We start from the raw sequence: 22,947 nt of genomic DNA, 5'->3' as shown, positions 1-22,947 counted from the left end.
AAAGCTATAGTCACGGTAGATGTGAGGTGCGCACATGCTCGCAATTGGAACTCTCTCGCGGAGAACCGGAACCAAGGTTCAGACGATCCGCTATTACGAAGAAATAGGATTGATGAACGAGGCCGAACGGACGTCGGGCGGCCAGCGCCGATACGTCGAGAAGGATCTCCACCGTCTCGCCTTCATCCGTCACTCGCGCCAGCTCGGCTTCTCGCTCGACTCGATCCGGGAGCTTTTGGATCTATCGGACAATCCGTCTCAACCCTGTGCTGAAGCAGATTCTATCGCACGGCGCCAACTTCGTCAGGTCGAACAGCGCATCAAACGTCTGCAAGCGCTCAAAAAAGAACTGAAACGCATGGTCGCCGATTGTGAGGGCGATAGCGTCGTTGAATGCAAAGTTTTGGAAGTTTTGCGTGACCATTCAGAATGCCTGACTGAACACGATGAGATTGGGATATAGCGGCTGGCAAAAGGCTGTGTATGAAGTGTATAAATCCATAGGTTTCCTTACGTATGTCAGAGCCCGTGTTTAATAAGGGAAATGAAAAAGAGCGTCGCACACTCTGGATCGTTCTTGCTCTTAACCTTGCAATTGCGGCGGGGTTCTTCGCAACCGGTGCCGTAGGTGATTCCAGTGCTCTGATCGCCAACGGGCTCGACAACACATCCGACAGTTTAGTTTATGGAATCAGCCTTTTTGCCTTGACCCGCTCATCCAAGTGGAAGCGTGGTGCTGCAAACGTATCGGGCGGCCTGCTATTAATCTTTGCTGTCGGCATCTTGATCGACGCTTGGAGACGCTATGTTGGCGGCTCTGAACCATTGGGACCATTGATGATCTCGATGTCACTGGTCGCCGCCGTCGTCAATCTTGTTTGCATCTGGCTGCTTGGCCGCCTGAAAGAACCGGACGTAAACATCCGGGCCGCCAACACCTTCAGCCTCAACGACTTCGCATCGAATGGTGGGATTTTGGTCGCAGGCGGTCTTGTTTGGTGGTTGGGTGGCAGTTGGCCCGACCTCGTGGTCGGGGTCGCGATAGCCGCCATCGCGGCATGGGGAGGCATCGGCATCCTGCGTGACGCCCACAGTGAACATCATGAAGCAGTACATGGAGTTGAGAAATAACAATTACTTGTGTGCCAGGACGGCGATATTGGCAATCTTAGCGATGGATAAGATTAATTGCTTTACTCAATTATGGGCGAGCCCAGAAGCAAAGTGCCTTTGGCGCGGGGTTCAAGCATACGTTTTCCATTCGACATTGAGTAATGCTCTGAATGCAGGAAAAATATCTTTTTCTCATTCTTCTCCAGATTTCAAGTTCATTTAAGGTTTGCGTGCGATTCTGACTGCGAGTTAGATCAGGTATGTATTGGCGGGAATGCTTCATTCCCGCTTTTTTTTGCCTTTTTTCTTTGTTTTGGTGGCTCCTAAAATTTATATCACCACCCAGACGGATCGGGAAATACACACAATCAATAAGTAAGCTGGAGGAAAATAAAATGAAACGCAACGTTCTGGCCGCTGCGATTGCAGGTGCGGCGACATTATCGGGAAGCTGGGCTGTAACTGCAGCTGAGCTTGAGTTTCACGGCGATATGGATAATCGATTTCAAGCATATACCAACCAGAGAGATTGGTTCGCAGGTGGCAATTCGGGCGGCGGTAGCTTGAAAGATGATGAGCCAACTGAAAATTATGGCGAGCTTAAGTATCGGTTCTGGGTAAAGGCGACGTCTGAAGATAAGAACGTTAGCGGTGTGTTCGCGACTGAAATTGGCGGTATCCGTTATGGCGAAGGCTCTGGTGGTGACTATTCAGGTGATGGTGTCAACATCGAAACACGGTGGGCCTATGTAGACTTTCTGGTTCCCGGCACGCTAGGTCAGCGCGTGACGTTAGGTTTGCAACCAGTGTCCGTGAACCGGCATGTCTGGAACGAAACTGCCACGGCCGCAGTGTGGAATGGATCGCTGGATTCCGGTGTTGACTATCAATTGCTATGGGGGCGAGGTGACTCCTCCAATGAAAGCGGTGTTGACTCAGAACAAGATGAGGGCTGGGATGGTGCCGATAACTTCGCGCTCAATGTTTATAAGCGCTACTCGCCGAACCTGAGTACGGGCCTGTTTTATCTATATCAGATGAACAATCAAGTCGCTGAGGGAGTGGGGACGGTAAATAGCAGAGAATATGAACTGAAAAGCATTGCAGATAACTCCAAGTACTCTGTTTCGAGTTTGGGGCTGGAACTGGATTATGAACAGGAAACATCGCTGGGTCGTATGTTCCTGAAAGGCACAGCTATCGCTCAGAGTGGCACAATAGAGGGGGTAAATTTTGTTCCCCTCAATGGTGCTACGAACCCAAATACGAGCTATGACCTTTCGACTTTTCTGGGGCGTGGAGAACTTGGGCTTCAATTCGGACCAAACCAGTTAACGTACACAGTGCTTTACGCTTCGGGTGATGGGAATGAGCAGGATAAGGATTTCGATGCCTTCATCGCCACGGATGTAGATTTCAGCGACAGTATGATTTTTCAGGAAAATATGACAAGCGATGACTACTTCGCGGAAACGCCTTATATCCTGGACAAGGGGTATTTCATGAACAAGCTGCAGCTTGATCATAAGGTAGCTGCCAACATCACAGTCAGCGGAATGATCGTCTACAATCGCTTGGCTGAGAGAATTGCGCTCACAGACGGATCGTCCTCACAAGATCTCGGGTTGGAATTGGGTTCCAGGGTTTCTTACTTCCCATACCCTTCGTTGGAACTGTCTGCGGAAGCTGCATACCTGGCGTCTGGTGATGCCATGGATGCGCTGGAGGAAACGGCCTTGCAGGACGGCAAAAGCGATAAGGACATTGTCCATGTCGCCGGGCGGGTAAGGTATAAGTTCTAGCATAACGGGGCGGTGGAACTTCATCGCTCTGGTTTGATTCCCGAAACGAAATCAGAATCGAGTCAACTGTTTCTATGATTACACGTTCCGCGGTATTTGTGTCCTTAATGTTGATAGTAGGTGTGGTATACGCAGCTGAGGGTAGGGGGGCAATCGAGGCAGAAGTCACTCAAGTCGATCTTGATCAGGGAGTAGTCTCTCTCGCAATTAATGATGCCGTTGTTGAGGTGGGTGAGCTGTTTGTCATAGCACGAGGTTCTGGTCATGCCGACACCCCAGCAAATGATTTTGTAGTACTTGGCATTGAAAATGTCGGCGAAGGTGAGGCAGTGGGAAAGATACTGTTTGGCACCCCTCCCCCAGTTGGAGCTGTTTCGAAGCGCTTTTATGGTATACCGGCGGTGGTCACTGACAGGGCTGGAGCGTTCAGGCCAGTGCTGCCAACATTAAGATCCAGATTTCCTGATCTCTTATGGCAGGAAGAGAACGAAGATCAGAATGGCGTACCTTTGCTGCGTTTCCAGATTGTTGAGAGTGGCCAGGCAGTCGCAACCTACAACAATACCTGGTTAATAGGTGTTGTTCAGACTGATGCTAAAACAAATAGTGTACATTTCTCTGGAGAAAGCTCTTCAGTCGCACCGTTTGTGAAGCTACCCACGAACGCAAAGACGTTGTCTGCGCTTCGGTCTGGTGATGCATACTATTTTGCGGCGGAGGATGGAGGCCGTATCAAATTTTTTATCGCCAATACCGATGGATCCGTTAGAAACTTGGCCGCCATTGAGATCCCACGTCGAGAGAAGGTTATCCGGATGGATTGGTATGCGCCAGGCGACTCCCGCTACCTCTTACTAAATCAGTGGAACGGTCGCCGTGTCTCAAGCTCTTTGATCGAATTGAAAGAAGGTGAGGCCAACGTTATTGGATTCATTCCCCTCCTCTTGGGACTGCAGGATTTGGATTCTGATGGTATTCAGGAAACCATTCTTGGGCAATCCTTCTATTCAGAGGAGGGACTTGGATCGGAGATCTACAAAATATCAGTCTTGTCGGATGGAATAGAAAAAACCAATTACAGAAAATTGGGCAGATACGCACCAATGTTTCGCGTAATTGGGACCGTTGTTCAGGGCAAATCAGAACCTTTGAATATGGTCACAGTCTCTCAAGGAGAAGTTTCACTTTTGCCCACTGGTGATGCGGGGCCTCATTTGGACTACGAGATCGGGAAAAGGGTTGCGGGTGCGAGTATTATTTACGATGTGTCGCCCGAGTTAGTGTTTAGCCCGAGACGGACTCTGTTTTTGCCAAGCCTTTTATTTCGCTCAAGCAGGGGAGCATTGAATATCGGGATCCCCCAGGAATCCAGTGCGGTAGAAAGCATGGTCGGCGCTTACGATACACGTGTTGACTGGTTAACGCTGGAAACCGGGCGGTCTCCAAAAACGAAGTCGATAAGTTTCCGGACGCCAGCTCCGGTGAACCCAGTGTCTGGCAATACAGGACTCTTCTTTTTATCGCCTGATGAACTTACTATTCAGGACGATAACACCGGCTTTGAAACCTTGGTTTATCGCGCTGTTTTACCATTTAGTAACTGAGAAACGGCTAAAACATCCACCTCATTATCAAATGATTAAGGGGAACTGGATTAATACGCGAAGACCACCAAGTGGTGATACGGAAAAATGCATGGCGCCGGCGTAATCATTGATGATTTCCTCAACAATCGACAGGCCAAGACCATAGCCGGGAGTTTTTTCATCCAATCTTTTCTGGCGTTTGGTAAGGTCGGAAAGATGGTGCGAGGCAACTCCTGGCCCATCATCTTCAATTAAGATAGTTAGAGTGTCGTCGCTAATGCTCAAGTAAAGATAGGCTTCTTCATAACACCATTTTCCCGCGTTATCGAGCACATTGCCTACCACCTCATTAAAGTCACGCTCATCGATTGGCCAGACTAACTCTCTTGGTAACGTTTCTCGGAGGTGGATTTTTTTTGAGGGATAGATCCGGCTTATAACGTCGACCAACGCTAATGTTTTTTCAATAACCGGTGTTGCCTTTCCAGTATACTGGCCGGATATTTCGGTTTTTCTCATTTGAGTGTCGATCAGTTCATGCATTTCAGAAAGCTGACCCTTAAGCTGGTTAATGATCGTTGTAGGGATAGCCTCATTGCTAACGACAGAGTTCATAACGGCGATTGGGGTTTTCAGGCTGTGAGATATATCCGCCGCAAGGTGACGTGAGCGGTTCAATTTTTTTTCATAAGACTCGAGCAGTCGGTTAAGATGTTTTACCAACTCGCTGAATTCTTCAGGTACGTCCTCATCTAGCCTCCTGCGAGAACCTTTTTTTAGGGCAGACAGTTGTGTGCTCATTCTTTTTAGCGGCCTTAACGCAACGGTGATCCCGAAGAAAATGATGATTGTGATGACAGCCAAAATTGTAAAAGATATCGTCCATATCAGTATATGAAGCTTGTCAAGAACCCCTGGAGAGTAAGAGTCTCTCTCAATAATCGTAATGTTTAGTTCACCGTTCTCGCCCTCAAAGGTCTTGTTGTAACCAAGCGTGGAGAGGCCATTATCTAGGATATGGAAAATTCCAGGTTTTCGGGATTTTCTTATGAGTTCTATATTTGGTTTTATATCTTCGCTCGTGAAATATTTTCCGTGGCTATCCTCAATGAAAGCATAGTACTGTGAAAGATAATGGTTGCTTATGGTGGATTTTTTAGTGTCATTTTTATCATTTTCTATTTTATTTGAAAGCCGGTTGGCCGCAGATTGCAGTTGCTCCCTGTGAAGCTCATCATGAATGTAGTCAATTAAAAGAGTGTGTGAAGTGAATATTAGTCCAGTGCAAATTAGTCCGGTAAGTGACAGGAACTTGAAAAGTTTTCGCTTTATAGATGATTGGTTTTTGGACATTTTCTACTGAATTGATGATTAAGGAAGGTTATTTTGATAGTTAGATTTAAAAAAAGGCCGCACTAAAAACTTAGTGCGGCAAAAAGGAATGGTGGAGACCATTCACAATGCACTTGGGTTATAAAAAGTTGCTTATTTTAATGATCAAATTGATCTGTTGAAAACTTTTCTGTTTTCGATAGAGAAATATCACCAGTTTTCACCATTTTGTGATAAATGCCATCTTTCTCAGAAAGTATCAATTTTCGACGAGCTTCCATGCCTACTTCTGATGCAGCTCCTTGGGTAATTTCTCGATGCAATTTTTTCATGTTCTCAATGTTTTTACTTGTCAGTGTATTTTTCGAAAAATTGTCAAAGTTGCTCCCAGCAGCGTTAATGCTGCTGGTAAAAAATAATACTGCGAGAGATACGAGTAAGAGATTTTTTCTCATAAGGTCACCTTTAAGTTTAATGAGCTGCACTGAGATCTAAGCAGATAAACTTTAACTCAGCTTGAAAAAATGAAATCAATAACATGAACGAACGCTCAGGTTTGTCATATATCGAGGCATAGACTCGATAGGAGGTTGAGGTGCAAAAATATGAAATGGCATTTTTTCAAGTTCGTTTCAAGTTCGTTTGTTATTAATGACTCGCCAGTATGTTAGGAAACGTAAGGTCAGCAAACCGATCATCGAGCAGAGGCGATGTCCGGAACGGTTTTATGAGAGGTAGGGCCAACTACCTGTCAGGTGGCTTTCGACTCGGTTCTGTGCTGGCTAATAAACTTCGCAAAGTATGCAATATGTGCTTGATGGTCAGATAAAAATTCAATAAAAATTCGGAGACAATAAATGAAAAGATCAAAACTAGGAACTTCCATACAGGCGGCGACTTCCCTGTTGATTTTGGGTGTTGCGGGACCTGCTAGCGCGATGAAAATCGTGGGCAACGCTGACGACATGTCAGAACTCAAAAATGTTTCAGTTGAAATATATGGGTATGCTCGACTGAACGCGAGTTACGATATCGACGAAGAAATTGCCTTGGGGGCGCGTACCGGGGATTTCAGCCAAATAAACACGGGAAGTGATGAGGCGAACGAAGCTGGTGGTAACTTTGGCGCTGATGCCTTCCAGAGCCGAATTGGCGTCTTAACCACTCACCCCTCAGGCCTTAAAGTGAAAGTTGAGGGTGACTTTGAAACCAATGGAAATGGTTTCCGGCTTCGTCACGCTTATGGTGAATATAAGGGCGTCTTGGCGGGACGAAACTGGTCTAACTACACCAGTTTTGTCGGCTCAACACCCACGATCGACTTTGATGGGCTCCCTGGCAATGCTGGCAATCAATTTCGTACTGCCCAAGTAAGATACACTACCGGCCCGCTATCGGTTTCACTGGAAGAGCCGCTCAGCTATAACGGTTTGGTTGATGGCGCCGGCGGCGGTAGCGAGAAAGAGAGCCTGCCCCTAGTGTCGGTTCGCTGGGAGGACTCCGCAGGCGCCCTCTCATACTCGACGGCAGGTTTTCTGAGACAAGTTGGTTACGATACTGGCGCTCAGGACGATAGCGCTATAGCCTACGGTGCATTTGGTGCAGTCACCTTTGGCGTGACAGGCGCATTGAACTTGCATGCTGTAATCAACTATACCAACGGCTCGAACACTAATCTTTACCGCTCAGGAGAAAACTATGGTGCTGAGGACGGGTATGTGGATTCGTCAGGCAGTCTCGAGTTGATCAGCGGCTACGGCGCAACGATTGGAATGAGCTATGATCTTGGTGGTGGTCGCTCCATTAACGGCGGCGCAGGTATGACCAATGTTGACTGGGACGATGCTCTTGCAGATCTTGGCGCCACTACAATAAACAACAAGCACGAAAAAAATACCAGTGTGCTGATCAACTATCAATGGGCACCTGTTGAGAGGGTCACTATGGGCGTCGAATACGGGTATTACATGGTAGATGAGGTTGATGGCGATGATGGGGACGCCAGTCGCCTTCTTTTCGCCGCACAGTACAACTTTTAACGGCCTGTTGGCCTGTTAGCTATGATTTTTAACTGCCAGAGTAAATAATAACTCCGGCAGTTAAAACCTTAATTTGGTACCTAAAAGGAAAGAGGCTTTTTAAGCTCATGCCTCAATTTCCGGCAATGACCCCTCTCTCACGCACTCACCACAAGTTCGTACGAAAAGTGCTACTCATGGCTATCGCGATCACACGCCAGGAACTTTATTCCCGTCACCATAATTCTTGGGGGCTAACGAGAGTATTCCTCCGCTGACACGGCGCATTCTTTGATCAGCGCGACATAATCCAGAACAAAGGTAACGCTGAAAAGGTAGATGTTGCGGTCATACTCCTCCATTGCGGCACTAACCCGTCTCAAAACATGATCTTCTCTGATGAATTGATTGGTAACTAGTTTGTATCAGGCGCTTCCGACAGGAGGGTGCCGAAGTGATGAAAAGCTTTTCTAGCAACTCTTTTCGGAATTCCGCTCCGAATTCAAACTCAATTCAAAGTTTGCACTTATTATCTCGACCTCTTCCCATCATGTCATAGGCGAAGTACGCCCATGATTTTTCAGCTATTTATCGCTTCGGGAGAAAGTCGATGAAGGTAAGCAAGCACTCGCCTCGGGCGCTGCTGTGTTCAGTATTATTATGCATTCCTCTTTTAGGTCAGGCGGAGACCGTTGATTGGGCGAGTTGGTTCTCTGGCCAGATCAGCAAGCACCCGGATGTGGTAGCGATGAAAGAGCAGGCGGCAGCCCGTAATGCCGATGCGGAGGCAAACGAACAACCGTTATATAACCCGGAACTGTCACTGGGAGCGGACAGAACAGGTACGGAAAACAACTTTGAGGCCGGGCTTTCACAAACGATTGACTGGTCTGATCAACAGGGTGCCCTAAAGGAGAAAGCAAAGCTTGCACGGCTTTCCGCCCAAGCTGATTTGAGTGCTGCGGTCTTGGAGCAAACGTCAGAATCCATGTTTGCGCTCGTTGAATGGCGTGCCAGCAAGCTGAATGAGGTAATTGCCGAGTCTCAGCAACAGAGACTGAATGCTTTGCTGGAACAGGTAGAGCAACGCCAGCAAGCCGGTGATCTGGGGCGCGCTGATGCAGAATTGCTGTTTTTAAGCCTCTCCCGGCAGCTAAGTGAAGTTGCCCAAGTGAAAGCTGCTGTTGATCAGGTGGAAGCTCAAGTGAGGGAGCGCTTACCCGATTGGAGTCCTGAGAGTGGCGGCATTCCCGAGCACGTTTGGCCAACTCTTAAGTCCCGGGTTGGTGATGCTGATTTGTTGTTGCATCCATCCGTAGTTGCTGCCCGCTCCAAATGGCAGCTGCTCAGGAGTGAGATTGAGATCGCCAAGCGCAAGGCCAAAGCGACGCCTACGGTCGGATTCAGAGGGGGGCGCGACGGAGGTGAGAATGTCGTTGGGCTTACATTTTCGGTGCCTTTGAATGTTCGCAACAACTACAGCGCCGAGACTAGGGCCGCTAATCGACGTGCTCTGGAGGCGGAGGCGCGGTTTAAGGCTCTTTATCGGAAACAGCAGTATGAACTGGCTGGAGATCGCGCTGCCTGGAAAAGATACGACGAACAACTTAACGAATGGAAAGAGCTATCTCAAGAGCGAGTGCAAAGAAGCGCCGACTTGCTTGAGCAGCAGTGGACGGTCGGTGACATTTCCACATCCGAATATCTTCAGGCTCTGGGCCAGCGAGCAGAAAGTCTGAAAACAGGCATCGAGCTCGAAAAACAGGCCCAACTTGGCTTGATCGAGCTTCTGCGCCAATCTGGCGAGTTGATTACCCCATTCCAATAATGTTCTGGAAACTGGATATTCATCATGAAAAAAACTTTGATTTCTGTATTTGTATTGTCCCTATCTGTGACCGCTCCTCAATTTGTGCTGGCTCAAGAAGATGCTCAGAGCGAGAAAGGTCATGAGCATGCCGCTGCTAGCGCCGACCACCAGGAAAACGCTGGCCAAGAGGGCAAGCACGAGGGCGAACGTGAGCCTGAGGGAGACGATGGGCATGGTCATGCTCAAGAAGAAGAGACTAATGATGGGCATGAAGAAACGACTGCCGCAAGCGTCAATGTAAAACAGAAAGAAATTGCAGGTATCGAGGTGGGCACTCTGGAAAGTCGCCAGATCGACTATGAAGTATATGCCCCTGGCGAGCTGCTGACTAACGGTTATACCAGCTATCACGTGTCTCCTCGGGTTGCGTCAGTGGTTTTGAACCGGCACGTGGAATTAGGTGAGCACGTAACCAAAGGGCAGCCGTTAGTGACTCTGTTTAGTGAGACGGTGGCACAGGCACAGGCTGATTACAGAAAGGCCTACCCGGAGTGGGAGCGAATCAGCGGGCTAGGTCGTTCGGTGGTTGGTGACCAGCGGTTCAATACCGCGAAGGCCAATATTGAGGCTTCAAAGGCAACTCTTTTTGCCTATGGACTAGACGCTGATGATATTGCTGCATTGAAAGCTAGCGGCGTGGGTAGCCTGGGCGAATACACACTCAGGGCCAGAGTGGATGGTGCTGTGCTGACTGATAGATTTGAACAAGGACAGAGAGTCGAGGCTGGTCAGCCGCTGATCACTCTTGCTGATGAAAGCAAACTTTGGGTAGAGGCTCATCTTCCAGCAAGCTCTGATATTGTTCTTGCGCAGGGCTCTGAAGCGGAAGTCAAAGCCGCAGGTCGCGTGGCTACGGCAACGGTTTCCCAGGAAGCCCACACGATTGATCCTGTGACCCGCACGAGAGTTGTCAGGCTTGAACTGGATAATCCGGAAGACCGATTCCACCCAGGAATGTTTGCAGATGTCTATTTCAGATTTCAAACCAGGGAGCCGGTGCTTGCGGTACCGGAGAGTGCACTGATGCGGGGAGCGGATGGCGACTGGACGGTCTATGTGGAGGGCAGCGAAGGGAAGTATGAGCCAGTAGAGGTGGAGCTGGGTCGCTCAATTGGCGGGCTCCGTGAGGTTTCCGGCCTGACGCCAGGCAAGCGAGTCGTCTTTGAGGGGGCGTTCTTCGTAGCCTCTGAGATCGCCAAAGGCGGCTTTGATCCACATAACCACTGATCCCGGGAGCCATTATGTTCAACCGAGTTGTCGATTGGGCGGTTCAGAACCGTCTGCTTGTTCTTATTGCCCTTGCGGTATTGATCGCTACTGCGGCGTTTCAGATACCAAAACTGAATCTTGACGCATTCCCTGATGTCACAAATGTGCAGGTTGCTGTTAATACAGAGGCGCCGGGGCTTGCGGCTGAGGAAGTCGAGCAACTGATTACCTACCCCATAGAAGCTGTGATGTACGCATTGCCGGATGTGGAAGAGGTGCGGTCCATTTCCAAGACCGGATTGTCCGGCGTCACTGTGGTGTTTAAAGAGGGGACCGATATCTATTTCGCGCGCCAGTTGGTATTTGAACGACTTCAGGCCGCCAGGGAACTGATTCCGGATGGTGTTGGCGTGCCTGAAATGGGCCCGAATACATCCGGTCTTGGTCAAGTGTATCAATATCTGTTGATCGCAGACCCTGATTCAGGATACGACGCAATGGAGTTGCGCAGCCTGCACGATTGGCTGGTCAAGTTGTTGTTGATACCTGCTGAGGGCGTTACCGACATTTTGTCGTTTGGCGGGGAGGTCCGACAGTATCAGGTAAACCTGAATCCGGCACGAATGCTGTCCTATGATTTATCACAAAGCGACATCATGGAAGCGTTGGAAAACAACAATTCCAATGTCGGGGGCTGGTACATGGGCCGCGGACAGGAACAGTTGGTTATTCGCGGTATGGGCTGGTTAGGCAATGGCGAGCAGGGTCTGGAGCAGATCGGTCAGGTGCCCATTAAAACCAGCGATGGAATCACTGTGACTGTGGATGATGTGGCCCAGGTGGAACTTGGCACTGAAATTCGCCAGGGCGCCGTGACCATGACCCGTAAAGGCGAAAACGGTCAGGTGGAACAACTGGGTGAAGTCGTTTCCGGCATTGTGCTGAAACGAATGGGGGCCAACACCAAAGCCACCATCGACGGGATTGAAGCTCGCATTGACCGCATAAACCAAGCGCTGCCTGAAGGCGTTCGTTTTGAACCCTACTACAATCAGGCGGATCTGGTGACAAAAGCGGTAGAAACGGTAACCAATGCATTATTGCTGGCATTCGTCTTTATTGCTGTGGTGCTTGCTCTTTTCTTGATGAATCTGAGAGCGACGATGTTGGTGTTACTTTCGATACCTATTTCAATTGGTATCGCCTTAATGATCATGGCTTGGTTCGGACTGTCCGCCAACCTGATGTCTCTCGGCGGGATCGCAGTGGCAATAGGCATGCTGGTAGATGGCTCCGTTGTTATGGTCGAGAACATGTTCAAGCATCTGACGCATCCCGACGCTGAGCACGACACCCATCGGGAGGAATTGGTCAAGAATGAGCCAGACCCGTTGGACGTATCCCACGATGACCATGGCATTGCGCTGCGACTTCAGGAAGCGGGGCGTGAAGTAGCGCGACCAATCTTTTTCGCTACCGCGATTATACTGGTCGTTTTCATGCCGCTATTCAGTTTTGAAGGCGTTGAGGCCAAACTTTTCCAGCCTATGGCAATCAGCATAATGTTGGCCATTGTGTCCGCTGTGATTGTGGCGCTTGTGATTGTGCCCGCGCTGGCATCATTTGTGTTCCGGAACGGTATCCGGGAGCGGGAAAGCTTCGTGTTAAAACCTCTGGATAAGCTTTATCGCAAAGGTCTCACCTGGTCTCTGGATCACACGCGCTTGGTAGTCGGCGCGGCGGCAGTTCTCGTGGTGCTGGCCGCGCTCGTAGTCCCGCGACTTGGCACAGAGTTTGTTCCCGAACTGGAGGAGGGAACCATTAATCTGCGGGTGACTCTGGCTCCTTCGTCAAGCCTTGATACGGCTCTTGAAGTCGCACCGAAGTTGGAGTCCATGCTGATGGAGTTCCCTGAAGTCACCTATGCTTTGTCTCGGGCCGGACGAGCGGAAATAGGTGGTGATCCGGAGCCAGTGAATAACATTGAGATTTACATTGGTCTTAAACCAACATCAGAGTGGACCAGCGCCAGCAATCGTTACGAATTGCAGGCCTTGTTTGAGGAGAGGCTCGAACAACATCCGGGATTACTTTTCAACTTTTCTCAGCCTATTGCAACTCGGGTGGATGAGTTGTTATCGGGTGTCCGTGCACAGCTCGCCATTAAACTCTTTGGTCCGGATCTCAATGTGCTTGCTGAGAAAGGTCAGCAGATCGAAGCTGCGGTCCGAACTGTGCAGGGTACGCGGGACGTGGCTATGGAGCAGATTGCTGGTGAGGCGCAATTGGTAGTCCAACCGGATCGCCAGGCACTCTCTCGCTATGGTCTTGCGGTGGCCGACGTAATGAGCGTCGTCCAAGATGGCCTGGGCGGTTCTGCAGCGGGTCAGATCATCAATGGCAATGAGCGCTATGATATTTACGTGCGTTTGGCCAAGCGTTTCCGGGAGGACAGGGATGCCATTGCCGATCTCCGGCTACAGGCACCGTCTGGGGCCTGGGTCAGGCTTGGTGATGTTGCGGATGTCTCGATTCAGTCGGGACCCCCTCAAGTGCGACGTGACGATGTGCAACGCCGTGTGGTCATTCAGTCCAATGTCCAAGGTCGTGACATGGGCAGCGTGGTTGCCGATATACGGGAGGCTATCGAGTCAGAAGTGGATCTTCCCCCCGGGTATTCGGTCGATATCGGTGGCCAGTTTGAAAACCAACAGCGAGCTCAGAAACGGTTGGCTATTGTAGTCCCTGTATCATTAGGCCTGATTGCGTTGTTGCTGTACTTTGCTTTCAGTTCAGTTGGCCAAGCGCTGTTAATCCTTGTCAACGTGCCGCTTGCTGTCATTGGTGGGGTCTTTTCACTCTGGATTTCAGGGCAGTACATTTCGGTACCCAGTTCGGTCGGTTTTATCACGCTCTTTGGGGTGGCTGTCCTCAATGGGGTTGTGATGGTCGAAAGCATCAATCAGCGCATCAAGGATGGGTTAAACGTTGACGCTGCGGTGTTTGAAGGGGCCGTTTCGCGTTTGCGTCCTGTTTTGATGACAGCAATTACCTCGGCTCTCGGCTTGATCCCTATGCTTTTGTCTACGGGGGTGGGAGCGGAAATTCAGAAACCGCTGGCCAGCGTGATTGTAGGTGGACTGGTGACTGCAACGTTCCTGACGCTGTTCGTGCTGCCGGTGTTGTTTACACGCTTCTCAAAAGCCAAACTTGGTGACATGCAACGGTAAATAGAAACGAAAGTGCAACGTCAAGCCACATATATGAGACGGTAGTTCCCGCCAACTTAGGAGGACTTACGGGACTACCGTAGCGCTCTACTCTGGGAAAGGAAGCGTAACTGTTATTTCTGCTCCCCCTGTTTTTGATGAACCAATCTCCATCTGTCCGAAATTGTCTTCCAATATTTCGTACACGATGGATAACCCCAGCCCAAATCCGTTAACGGTCTCGTCAAGCCGGCAACCTCTGTTCATTACTTTCTCGGCCGATTCCGGTGAAATTCCAGAACCGTCGTCTGCGACTTTTATGGTTAATGCGGAAGCGGCCAGGCTTATCGAAATGTCAACTGTTGTTTGACACCATTTCCCTCCATTTTCTAGCAGGTTACCGAGCAATTCTGATAAGTCCTGTCGCTCCATGGGCCAACTGAAGTCGTTTGGCAAGTCAGTTGAAATACGAAAGTGCTTGTCGGGAAAAATCTTCTCCATGACGGTAACTACATTGCTCGTTATCTGAATTGGTAAGCATATCTGGCCCATTTGTCTACCCGAGATATCAGCCTTGCTCATTCGATAGCTCAAGGAGCGGTTCAGGTCCCTTAGATTGGAGATCATGAAGCCCACGTCATCGCGGGATGGCGACAGTGAATTTGTGTCCGACAATATCGCAAGGTTGGCCGAAATCGAGGTTTTTACCATGTGAGAAAGGTCTGAGTTGAGGCGGCGGTGGCGCTCAAGGCGACGACTTGCGAGCTCAAGTAAATTGTTAAGTTGTTTGATCAATGAGCTGAATTCATCCGGTACGTGGGGATTTAGGCGGCTTTGTTTGCCTGATTGAAGTCGCTGCAGGTCCTCTTTGATGCGTCCGATCGGTTTCAAAGCAAGGTAAGTAGTGGTTGCAACCAGGGTTAAGAGAACAACCAGCAACAACGCGGAGGCAGTAAGCAAATTCAAGTGAGCCCCCAATGATTGCTCAGCGAGCCCGTTTTCCATTTCCAGAATGGTGATCGATGAGAGTGAGCTATCAATCGGGGCATCTTGTTTTAAGCCGAGAAGGTCATCCGCTCCTCGACGTATCTTTATAAAACCGGCAGGCTTTCCAGAAACCATGCGTAACTTTTTTTGATCTACATTGTTGCTGGTGATAACGCTTCCATCTTTCATTTCGACAATGAGGGCGTGTTCCAGTAGCAACTGAAATCGATCGACCATGCTGCTGATTTCGCTACTCGTTGGTGACTCCGTCTCGATGATGGCCCGAAGGCTCTCCACCTCTTTACCAAGGCGGTGTTTTCTGGACTCGTTGGATAGCTGATCTATCACAAAGGTGTGTGAGAAAAAAATCAGTAGAAAATACAGGAGGCTGAAAATGGCTCCGTATTGGAGTGCAGTTTTTCGGATACTTTTCTGCGCTGCCATGCTGTTACTTCGTGTTGATTAAGCGGAAGGCTAGGAAGGTGGTTGAGCACGTGAGCATAGATTGGATTGTTGCGTGTCGCAACTCGCACGAATGCAAAGAATGCAAAGAATGCAAAGAATGCCTACGATGATTGCAGAGCTTGATAGCCCGTTATCCACCCGCAGATGAACACCTTTGCTTTTTTACGGTTTTAAGATCGATATTCAGGTTTGCGCTTTGTCGTACAGAAAATATGAAAATTCTTAAACTCCGTCAATTTTCAAGTGTGTTTAAGGTTTCAATGTTCTACTAAGTGCGTACGCAGATGAAAGTTTCCTTATTTAATTCGAAATAAACCGGAGTTTTTATGAAGAGAGTAACTGTTATTTTAATGACGGCGTTTCTTGGTAGTGGGGCTTCCATAGCGCTTGCAGGGAGTAATGGCGGGCAAGCAGATCGATATAACGAAGCAAGGAGTTTTCCTGTTAAGAGTGTTGATGACAGCTCCTCTGGCTATCAAGTTGAAGAGAGCGATACGGTAAAAAAATTGAAGGAAGAGCATCGTCAGATCAAAGAACTAATTGGTGAACTCTTGAAAAAGCAATAAGTTTTGACTTTCACTGAGAGTCCAGTCAGATTTACTGGCTGGACTCTCAGTCAGTGCCATAGTTAGCTAATCTATACAACCCCAAGGGCGGGATGAGAGTTGCCAATCAACATCACAGCGGGCCTACAAGTTGCGTATGTCTGTCGAATAACGCCACCGTTGCCGCTCCTGATATTGATGACATACACCTCTTTCTGATGGCTAGATCACTACCTGCCGAGAGGCGCTGAATCATTGAATTGCTACAATTATTAATGCGGATCTCTTGCAAAAAAATAACCCTGCCCTCTTAATGTTTTTATCCGATCTTTCCCAAGTATCTTCCTAAGCCTTGTTATATACACCTGAACTACATTTCTGGACGGGCATCTTTCGATATTATAAAGTGATTCAACAAGATTATCCTGAGAAAAAACTCTGTCTGGTGATCGAAGGAAACATTGGAGAAGGCGATATTCCGTTGCCGTAAGCCTGAATTCTTTCTGATCAGGAGTTGTTAAGGTTCTGTAGGTCGAATTGAGGCGAAAGCCGTCAACACAAAGTTCATCGGTTACCCTTCCATCTTTTCTTCTTATAATCGCGTTGAGCCTTGCTTTAAGTTCATCAAACTCAAAAGGCTTGGGAAGATAGTCATCTGCCCCCGCGTTCAATCCCTCTACTCTCTCAGTCCAATTAGAACGAGCTGTCAGGATCAAAATCGCTTCTGCCTTCCCATCTTTTCTCCATTTCCGCATTAAAGAAAGTCCATTTTCATCTGGCAGGCCAATATCCAGAATTATCGCTTGGTAACTGCCTGTTTCAACTAAAAACCTGGCTTCGCTCCCATTTTTGGCTACATCCACAGTGTAGTTTTCTTTTGTTAGCCAGCCAGACATCTTCTCTGCAAGTACTACATTGTCCTCAACGATTAAAAGTTTCATTTAAAGGGAGAGTTCCTTGTGTTAGAGAATTTGAGCTCATCAACGTTCATGCCCTGTCGCCTTAGCGAGCAAATGCTTCACAGTCAAGGATCGAAATAGGCTAGCATTCCAACAGATAAAGCTGAATTTAACTTGAAAAATGCATTACTTTGAAGACAGATGGGAAGGTTAAGGGCTTTGGGTCAGTCCGCTCGTTGGGTGCCGCTTGAAAACCAGATTCCAGAAAGCCCAAAAGTTCTTGTCCGAATTAATTTAAACAGCCTGCTCTGTTAATGAGCATCTCCTAGGTAACGCCCTTTGTAACCGTCTGGCAATTCCATCTTGCACTGTAATCCCCCCAGAAAATAATCGAGGTTTTGAGTAGAGACTTTTACAATGATCGCAAAAGGAGCGACAGATGAAGAAGTCTCGATTCACCGACAGCCAGATCATGGCCATCCTGAAACAGCATGAAGCCGGAGTTCCGGTGGCTGAGCTGGCCCGTGAGCACAACGTCAGCACGGCGCTGATCTATCAGTGGCGCTCGAAGTTTGGCGGCATGGACGCATCGATGATGAAACGCCTGAAGGAGCTGGAAGCTGAGAATGCCCGCCTGAAGAAGATGTACGCCGAAGAGCGGCTCAAGGCCGAGCTCCGTCAGGAAGCCCTGGAGGGAAAGTTGTAAGGCCATCTCAACGCCGGGAGATGGCCAGAAAGGGCGTGGCCAAACATGGCCTCAGTATCCGGATGGCTTGTGTGGTATACGGCATCAGCGAAACCTGCTACCGCTACCAGGCGAAACTCAGTGGCGAGAACGCTCTGGTGGCTGACTGGCTGTTACGACTCACCCAGACTCACAAACGCTGGGGCTTTGGCTTGTGTTTTCTATATCTGCGCAACGTGAAGGGCTACACCTGGAATCACAAGCGCGTGTATCGCATTTATCGGGAGTTAGAGCTGAACTTGCGCATTAAGCCCCGGCGACGAATCCAGCGGGATTATCCGGGCGAGCTGGATGTTCCGACGGCACCCAACCAGGTCTGGTCGATGGACTTCATGAGTGATCAATTGGTCAGCGGCAAGACGTTCCGGACCTTCAATGTGATCGACGACTACAACCGGGAAGGACTGGGCATCGAAGTCGACTTGTCATTACCCGCACAGCGGGTGATTCGCGCTCTGGATCAGATCATTGAATGGCGCGGCAAGCCCGCCTCCATTCGCTGTGACAATGGGCCAGAGTATATCTCACAGTCATTGATAGACTGGGCCAACAGAAACCGGATAACGCTGATCTACATTCAGCCCGGCAAGCCCACTCAGAATGCCTACATCGAGCGCTTCAACCGGACGGCACGGCATGAATGGCTGGACTTGCACCAGTTCGAAAGCATCGCCCATGCCCAGTTATTGGCAACTCAGTGGCTATGGCAGTACAACAACGAACGACCCAACACGGCCATTGGAGGCATACCCCCATCCAGGCTGCTGGAAGTAGCTTAACCTCTACTCAAAAGAGCGGTTATGAATGGGGGGATTACAGTTGTCGCCTGTAGTGGTTCAATGATTCCGGACGCCAACGTAGGTGGTAATGCCGCCATCATAAGCGAGGTGTCTGATGACCAAGGCATGACTATTTTTTGACGTGACTTAGCCTCTGGTCTTCACATCGTAAGGTGTAAGATATTCATGGTTTTTAATGCAATAATCTGTTAAATAATAATCTGCATCCATTTCCCTTATAACTGTTTCCTGATACTTCGCTAGGTCTCCATATTTTGTGGTTTCTTTATCTGAGTTATACTCATTGAAATTTCCGAGATATAGGTTAAGAGTTTCTGGGTCTTCGGATTTTATTTTATGGATCAATTCAATTATGTGAGTTCTTCTGCTTTTCTGGGGGATATTGAATATATTCACCCTGTCCCATAGGTAAAGCCCTATAGAGCGACGCACATTACTTTTATATACAGTCCAGCGTTTTGAAATTAGTCCTTCACTTAATCTGATGCCATCTATCATGTTTGATAGTTTTTTTCGTATTTCTTTTTTGTCCTTATTCTTTATGTATAGGTCTTCTGATGTTGGTATGAGGGTAGGGCCGCTGAGATATTCGTTCAAGTGTTCGATCTGAAGTCTTAGAGTAGACATCGTTTGGCTAATATTGCTTTTTTTTCGGTCTACATATAAAGCTATCTTGTAGTCGCTGGGGCTGCCAATAAATTGTTTCCCTGGGGTGTTCCATAGGTCAGATAGTTTATCCCTTATTTTTTTTAGATTTCCATTCTCTTCTGTGTATATAAGTAAATCCCACGGGTCATTTATCGCATATTCGTAGTCGCTTATTGATATTTGAATGCCGCTAGGGTGATTTCCTTTTTTTACAAAAACAAAAGAAGGAATCGAGTAGAGGGCGTCAACCCTTACTTTATTTTTCGTCAAAGCATCCATTATTGCTCTTGAGTTTTCAATGGGAAGCCAGAGTTCTGTAATTGCGAAGCCGTATTTATAAGTGAGCTCGTGAAGTTTAGAGATAGTGATTATATCTTTTGGTTTGAGCGTATCTATAAAGTAATTATAGTCTCGCAGCATTTCTTCAAAACGAATATCGATGAAACCGTCTGATAGGTGTTTTCTATGAAAAGCATATGTGATGCCGAAGCAAAACTCATTTAGCAAAGCAGCTATTCTTTCTGATGTAATGAAAGCCGCTCGGAACTTTTTGGGTGCAAATTTTTTGAGCAAGCTGAGCGTGTCTTTGACTAGCTGGATGCTTTCATCCCAGTTGATGTCTTCGCGGCTTTGAGGATTCTGCAATTGAAGTTGGGCATGGCGGCTAGAGTACAAAAAAAGCCACAGATGGCGGTGTTTTTGCTCGGTTAGACGTTCATCCAATGTGTCGAGCATGTTTCTGTAACTGCTTGTTGTTGAAGTTTTTTCCATGATTTTACAGATATTTCCCATGGGGTTTTGATGTCGCTACCTTGAGGTATCTGATGCAATTGTACCTGAATCCAAAGCGTAATTTGTGCAGGAGCCTTTATGAACGCACCATCAATAACCACCACTACACCTTTGAAGATTTTAAAAGTCCATGAGGTTCTCGAAATGACGTCGCTCTCCCGAGCAACCCATTTTGCGAAACTGAATGCAAAATCAGCAAGCTACGATCCGGATTACCCTAAACCCGTAAAACTAGGCGCGCGTTCCGTTGGTTACGTTGAACAAGAAGTCATTGACTGGCTTCAGGCAAGAATAGAGGCTCGGTGATGATCATGATAAATCGTCTTCCATTGCCGTAACTAGGCTGACGACGGTGACTGCTTGATGTCCATAGCCGACTTGATGAGCGGGTCAGTCCGTACCGAAAACACCGGCATGAAGTCGCTCCTGCCCAGTGCAATTAGGTCAAGACAGCACCGGATCACTCAACATTCGGAATGGCGTCATGTTTGTTCACAGTGCGGGAGGTTCTGGTATGCAAGGTGTGCCGGTTCTGGCAATGGCTAAACACCGACAAAGACAGTGAAAAATTGTCGGTCTGGGGTGCATCATTGGTTGTCGACTCAGCCTCTCGTTACAGGCCAAACCCACAAAACTGAACATTCGATAAACTACTCAAAAGACTGGAGCGCGGAATGCCGTACCCTTATGAAACACCTCTGGATTCGATTCCGGTTCCACCCGTACTGCCTTTCCCTTCTTGTCTGTATTTAACAGGAGTGGCGGGTGAATTGTTTAATGACATCATCCATACCTACCAACAGGAGTCAAAAGCACCGATTACTCTGTGTATTCAGGCAGCGCTTGGTATAGGCGCCTTTCTTCAGCAGAGCCTAGTCGAACTTGAGTCACCAAGTGGCCATACCACCTCGGCCTCACTGTTATTGTTTGCCGCACTTGAGCCTGCCGCCGGCAAGTCTTCCGTCATGGATCGATTCACTGCCCCCATTAACGAATTCATCGCTACTCACACTGCCAAGCACCAGAAATTGGCCGAGGAACACACCCAGGAGAAAGAGGTATGGGAGCGAACTCGCAAAGCGCTGATGCGGAATTTATCAAAAGCCAAAACGGAAGCTGCCGTACTGCTTGCAGAGGCTGAAACTGAAGCCGAAGAGGAGAAACAAGAGGAAGTCGACGTTGCAATGCCGACAGAGGCTGGGGCTAGCTCAGAAATCGATGACCCCAAATATCAAGCAAAGGTAAAGAGGGTAAAGACTTTAGAATATGCCTTAAAAAAACATACAAGCAAAGCTCCCCCGCCACCGGCAACCGTTGGTTTAGGCATTCTCAGTGAAGCAACCCCAGCGGCAATCACCAAATTCATCAAAGATAACCGCATCCAAAGTCTGGCCATTATTTCAGCTGAAGGGGAGGAGTTCTTAAGTAAAGGCATCAAAAATCAGAGTTCCGTCCTTAACAAAGGCTTCAGCGGAGAAAAAACCAGCAAGCAGCTTGTCACACGGGGGGATGAAAGCCACAACTCGCCCATTACAGCTCTTATTTTCGGCCAACCCTACATCATGGAAAAAGCATTTGGTGGGGATAACAACCGAATGCGTGGAACCGGTACCCTCTCTCGCTGTCTTTTCACATGCCCACACTCCACCATTGGATATCAGCATCGCTCGTCAACTAACTCAATAAATTACTTTCAACCAAACGTTGGCGGCCCAGCTACCGAAAAAAACTATCACCTTTGGGCGTCTGAGCTGCTGGATCAAAACGTAAAGCTTTTTGAATGCGGAACTGACCGTCGACGCCTGAAGCTTTCCAGGGATGCTTTAGACATGTGGTACCAGGGGCGTGCAGAGCTAGACATTGAGCTACGCCCTGGTGGCCGGTATGAGCAATTCCGGGATCATGGAAACCGTTTACCAGAACAGTGGTTGAGAGTCGCGCTGGTGATCCATGGCTACAATCAGCGGGAATGCGACGAGATTTCAGCCCAGACCCTGAGGCAAGCGATTGGGCTCGTCAACAGCTTCTCCACAGAATTCCAAAACGTATTCCGGCCGACTTCCCAAGAAGACCGGGACGTCATGAAACTGCTCAAGTGGATCAACGATAAACGCTCACAAGGCGTTCGGTACATTGGCAAAAGCTTTGCAACAACCGGCTCATCGCTACGTCCCGTTGCCCGATTGAATAATGCCCTTCAGATGCTTCAACAAAACGGGGAGATCAACATCGGAACTGTCCCCTGTGTTGATCAAAAAGGCCGCAATACTAAACCCATGGTTATCCTCGATTTAAACCCGCCACTTCTATTCAACCAGCAAGCTCTTGACTACGCGGTTAACCAGGCTAGATTGCTCAACAATAGCTAGTGAATCGCCTCCATGCCAAAAGCCGCTTCAATAAGCGTATCCAAGGCATCACAGGTGCCGATGGTTTCCGGAGCTGCTTCCACAAAGGTGTCGTTTTTAAGTAACCTAGGTATCGCTTAGAAAGCTCGAGCAGCAATCTCCCCATAGCCTTGTGGGGTTAGAGGGTAAGTCCGCCAAAAGTCACCGGTCTCTTGTTTAACCGTTCCAGGGCTTCATCGGCCTCCTGTTGCATCGTCTGGCGCTCGACCACCAGTCGCAGAACTCGCTGACATTCACAGCTACATGCGCCGGCATCCGTTCACCCACTCAGTGCATTGGCCCATGCCTACTTTCATGCTCCAGCGATCGAAAACCGAAGTCTACGCACCCCCCCCCCCCCCCCCCCCCCCCCCCCCCCCCCCCCCCCCCCCCCCCCCCCCCCCCCCCCCCCCCCCCCGCCCCCCCCCCCCCCCCCCCCCCCCCCCCCCCCCCCCCCCCCCCCCCCCCCCCCCCCCCCCCCCCCCCCCCCCCCCCCCCCCCCCCCCCCCCCCCCCCCCCCCCCCCCCCCCCCCCCCCCCC

Annotated in this window: 17 protein-coding genes; 12 read left to right on the top strand and 5 right to left on the bottom strand. The window is 49.0% G+C overall.

Going from position 1 to position 22,947, the window contains the following annotated elements:
* The first annotated feature begins 34 nt into the window (after positions 1 to 34).
* The 4 genes from FE848_RS05245 (at position 35) to FE848_RS05230 (ending at position 4,519) form a co-directional block, all read left to right on the top strand.
* The gene (locus FE848_RS05245; RefSeq protein WP_200201717.1) at positions 35 to 463 is read left to right on the top strand and encodes a MerR family transcriptional regulator; all 429 of its coding nucleotides are present in this window, start codon (positions 35 to 37) and stop codon (positions 461 to 463) included.
* Between the two features lie 53 nt (positions 464 to 516).
* On the top strand, positions 517 to 1,131 hold the full coding sequence (locus FE848_RS05240; protein ID WP_200201716.1) for a cation transporter: 615 nt from the start codon (positions 517 to 519) through the stop codon (positions 1,129 to 1,131).
* A 377-nt stretch (positions 1,132 to 1,508) separates the two neighbouring features.
* Positions 1,509 to 2,915 (top strand): hypothetical protein, encoded by a 1,407-nt coding sequence (locus FE848_RS05235; protein WP_200201715.1) that lies wholly within the window; start codon positions 1,509 to 1,511, stop codon positions 2,913 to 2,915.
* A 74-nt stretch (positions 2,916 to 2,989) separates the two neighbouring features.
* Complete coding sequence (locus FE848_RS05230; RefSeq protein WP_200201714.1) at positions 2,990 to 4,519, top strand: hypothetical protein; 1,530 nt, start codon at positions 2,990 to 2,992, stop codon at positions 4,517 to 4,519.
* 27 nt (positions 4,520 to 4,546) lie between these two features.
* Here FE848_RS05230 and FE848_RS05225 read toward each other — a convergent pair whose 3' ends face one another.
* Together FE848_RS05225 and FE848_RS05220 are read right to left on the bottom strand one after the other, a co-directional pair.
* Entirely contained in the window at positions 4,547 to 5,854 is a 1,308-nt protein-coding gene (locus tag FE848_RS05225) for an ATP-binding protein (RefSeq protein WP_200201713.1), read from the bottom strand.
* Between the two features lie 137 nt (positions 5,855 to 5,991).
* A complete protein-coding gene (locus FE848_RS05220) occupies positions 5,992 to 6,288 on the bottom strand; it encodes a hypothetical protein (RefSeq protein ID WP_200201712.1) in 297 nt (98 codons plus the stop codon).
* 402 nt (positions 6,289 to 6,690) lie between these two features.
* On the opposite strand from FE848_RS05220, the gene FE848_RS05215 reads away from it, so the two are divergent.
* From FE848_RS05215 to FE848_RS05200, 4 genes are all read left to right on the top strand, one after another.
* Positions 6,691 to 7,872, top strand: coding sequence for a DcaP family trimeric outer membrane transporter (locus tag FE848_RS05215; RefSeq protein WP_200201711.1), 1,182 nt, complete (start codon positions 6,691 to 6,693; stop codon positions 7,870 to 7,872).
* 589 nt (positions 7,873 to 8,461) lie between these two features.
* Positions 8,462 to 9,679, top strand: coding sequence for a TolC family protein (locus FE848_RS05210; RefSeq protein WP_200201710.1), 1,218 nt, complete (start codon positions 8,462 to 8,464; stop codon positions 9,677 to 9,679).
* A 24-nt stretch (positions 9,680 to 9,703) separates the two neighbouring features.
* Positions 9,704 to 10,948, top strand: a complete 1,245-nt coding sequence (locus FE848_RS05205; protein ID WP_200201709.1) for an efflux RND transporter periplasmic adaptor subunit — start codon at positions 9,704 to 9,706, stop codon at positions 10,946 to 10,948.
* 14 nt (positions 10,949 to 10,962) lie between these two features.
* A complete protein-coding gene (locus tag FE848_RS05200; RefSeq protein WP_200201708.1) occupies positions 10,963 to 14,160 on the top strand; it encodes an efflux RND transporter permease subunit in 3,198 nt (1,065 codons plus the stop codon).
* An 87-nt stretch (positions 14,161 to 14,247) separates the two neighbouring features.
* Here the strand turns inward: FE848_RS05200 and FE848_RS05195 are convergent, their stop codons facing one another.
* The gene (locus FE848_RS05195) at positions 14,248 to 15,570 is read right to left on the bottom strand and encodes a sensor histidine kinase (protein WP_200201707.1); all 1,323 of its coding nucleotides are present in this window, start codon (positions 15,568 to 15,570) and stop codon (positions 14,248 to 14,250) included.
* 347 nt (positions 15,571 to 15,917) lie between these two features.
* On the opposite strand from FE848_RS05195, the gene FE848_RS05190 reads away from it, so the two are divergent.
* Entirely contained in the window at positions 15,918 to 16,157 is a 240-nt protein-coding gene (locus FE848_RS05190) for a hypothetical protein (protein WP_200201706.1), read from the top strand.
* A 251-nt stretch (positions 16,158 to 16,408) separates the two neighbouring features.
* Here the strand turns inward: FE848_RS05190 and FE848_RS05185 are convergent, their stop codons facing one another.
* Positions 16,409 to 17,077 carry a response regulator transcription factor gene (locus FE848_RS05185; RefSeq protein WP_200201705.1) on the bottom strand — a complete coding sequence of 223 codons (669 nt, stop codon included), beginning with the start codon at positions 17,075 to 17,077 and terminating at the stop codon, positions 16,409 to 16,411.
* 397 nt (positions 17,078 to 17,474) lie between these two features.
* Between FE848_RS05185 and FE848_RS05180 the strand changes: the two genes are divergently transcribed.
* Positions 17,475 to 18,559, top strand: a protein-coding gene (locus tag FE848_RS05180) for an IS3 family transposase (protein ID WP_200201704.1) whose coding sequence is annotated in 2 segments (ribosomal slippage) — positions 17,475 to 17,736 and positions 17,736 to 18,559 — 1,086 coding nt in all. Because the reading frame shifts where the segments join, the coding sequence is not laid out codon by codon here.
* 147 nt (positions 18,560 to 18,706) lie between these two features.
* Here FE848_RS05180 and FE848_RS05175 read toward each other — a convergent pair.
* Positions 18,707 to 19,963: a hypothetical protein gene (locus tag FE848_RS05175; RefSeq protein WP_200201703.1), complete on the bottom strand. Its 1,257-nt coding sequence runs from the start codon at positions 19,961 to 19,963 to the stop codon at positions 18,707 to 18,709.
* Between the two features lie 135 nt (positions 19,964 to 20,098).
* On the opposite strand from FE848_RS05175, the gene FE848_RS05170 reads away from it, so the two are divergent.
* Complete coding sequence (locus FE848_RS05170) at positions 20,099 to 20,326, top strand: helix-turn-helix transcriptional regulator (RefSeq protein ID WP_200201702.1); 228 nt, start codon at positions 20,099 to 20,101, stop codon at positions 20,324 to 20,326.
* Positions 20,327 to 20,694: 368 nt separating this feature from the next.
* A complete protein-coding gene (locus tag FE848_RS05165; protein WP_200201701.1) occupies positions 20,695 to 22,389 on the top strand; it encodes a DUF3987 domain-containing protein in 1,695 nt (564 codons plus the stop codon).
* Positions 22,390 to 22,947: the final 558 nt, after the last annotated feature.

Source organism: Marinobacter sp. 1-3A (assembly GCF_016597775.1).
GTDB lineage: Bacteria > Pseudomonadota > Gammaproteobacteria > Pseudomonadales > Oleiphilaceae > Marinobacter > Marinobacter xiaoshiensis.
This window is presented reverse-complemented; position numbering and strand designations above follow the sequence as displayed.

What these genes read in the sequence shown, in the direction of transcription:
- FE848_RS05245 (WP_200201717.1), top strand. Translation starts at nt 35, where the DNA reads ATGCTCGCAATTGGAACTCTCTCGCGGAGAACCGGAACCAAGGTTCAG.
- FE848_RS05240 (WP_200201716.1), top strand. Translation starts at nt 517, where the DNA reads ATGTCAGAGCCCGTGTTTAATAAGGGAAATGAAAAAGAGCGTCGCACA.
- FE848_RS05235 (WP_200201715.1), top strand. Translation starts at nt 1,509, where the DNA reads ATGAAACGCAACGTTCTGGCCGCTGCGATTGCAGGTGCGGCGACATTA.
- FE848_RS05230 (WP_200201714.1), top strand. Translation starts at nt 2,990, where the DNA reads ATGATTACACGTTCCGCGGTATTTGTGTCCTTAATGTTGATAGTAGGT.
- FE848_RS05225 (WP_200201713.1), bottom strand. Translation starts at nt 5,854, where the DNA reads ATGTCCAAAAACCAATCATCTATAAAGCGAAAACTTTTCAAGTTCCTG.
- FE848_RS05220 (WP_200201712.1), bottom strand. Translation starts at nt 6,288, where the DNA reads ATGAGAAAAAATCTCTTACTCGTATCTCTCGCAGTATTATTTTTTACC.
- FE848_RS05215 (WP_200201711.1), top strand. Translation starts at nt 6,691, where the DNA reads ATGAAAAGATCAAAACTAGGAACTTCCATACAGGCGGCGACTTCCCTG.
- FE848_RS05210 (WP_200201710.1), top strand. Translation starts at nt 8,462, where the DNA reads ATGAAGGTAAGCAAGCACTCGCCTCGGGCGCTGCTGTGTTCAGTATTA.
- FE848_RS05205 (WP_200201709.1), top strand. Translation starts at nt 9,704, where the DNA reads ATGAAAAAAACTTTGATTTCTGTATTTGTATTGTCCCTATCTGTGACC.
- FE848_RS05200 (WP_200201708.1), top strand. Translation starts at nt 10,963, where the DNA reads ATGTTCAACCGAGTTGTCGATTGGGCGGTTCAGAACCGTCTGCTTGTT.
- FE848_RS05195 (WP_200201707.1), bottom strand. Translation starts at nt 15,570, where the DNA reads ATGGCAGCGCAGAAAAGTATCCGAAAAACTGCACTCCAATACGGAGCC.
- FE848_RS05190 (WP_200201706.1), top strand. Translation starts at nt 15,918, where the DNA reads ATGAAGAGAGTAACTGTTATTTTAATGACGGCGTTTCTTGGTAGTGGG.
- FE848_RS05185 (WP_200201705.1), bottom strand. Translation starts at nt 17,077, where the DNA reads ATGAAACTTTTAATCGTTGAGGACAATGTAGTACTTGCAGAGAAGATG.
- FE848_RS05175 (WP_200201703.1), bottom strand. Translation starts at nt 19,963, where the DNA reads ATGCTCGACACATTGGATGAACGTCTAACCGAGCAAAAACACCGCCAT.
- FE848_RS05170 (WP_200201702.1), top strand. Translation starts at nt 20,099, where the DNA reads ATGAACGCACCATCAATAACCACCACTACACCTTTGAAGATTTTAAAA.
- FE848_RS05165 (WP_200201701.1), top strand. Translation starts at nt 20,695, where the DNA reads ATGCCGTACCCTTATGAAACACCTCTGGATTCGATTCCGGTTCCACCC.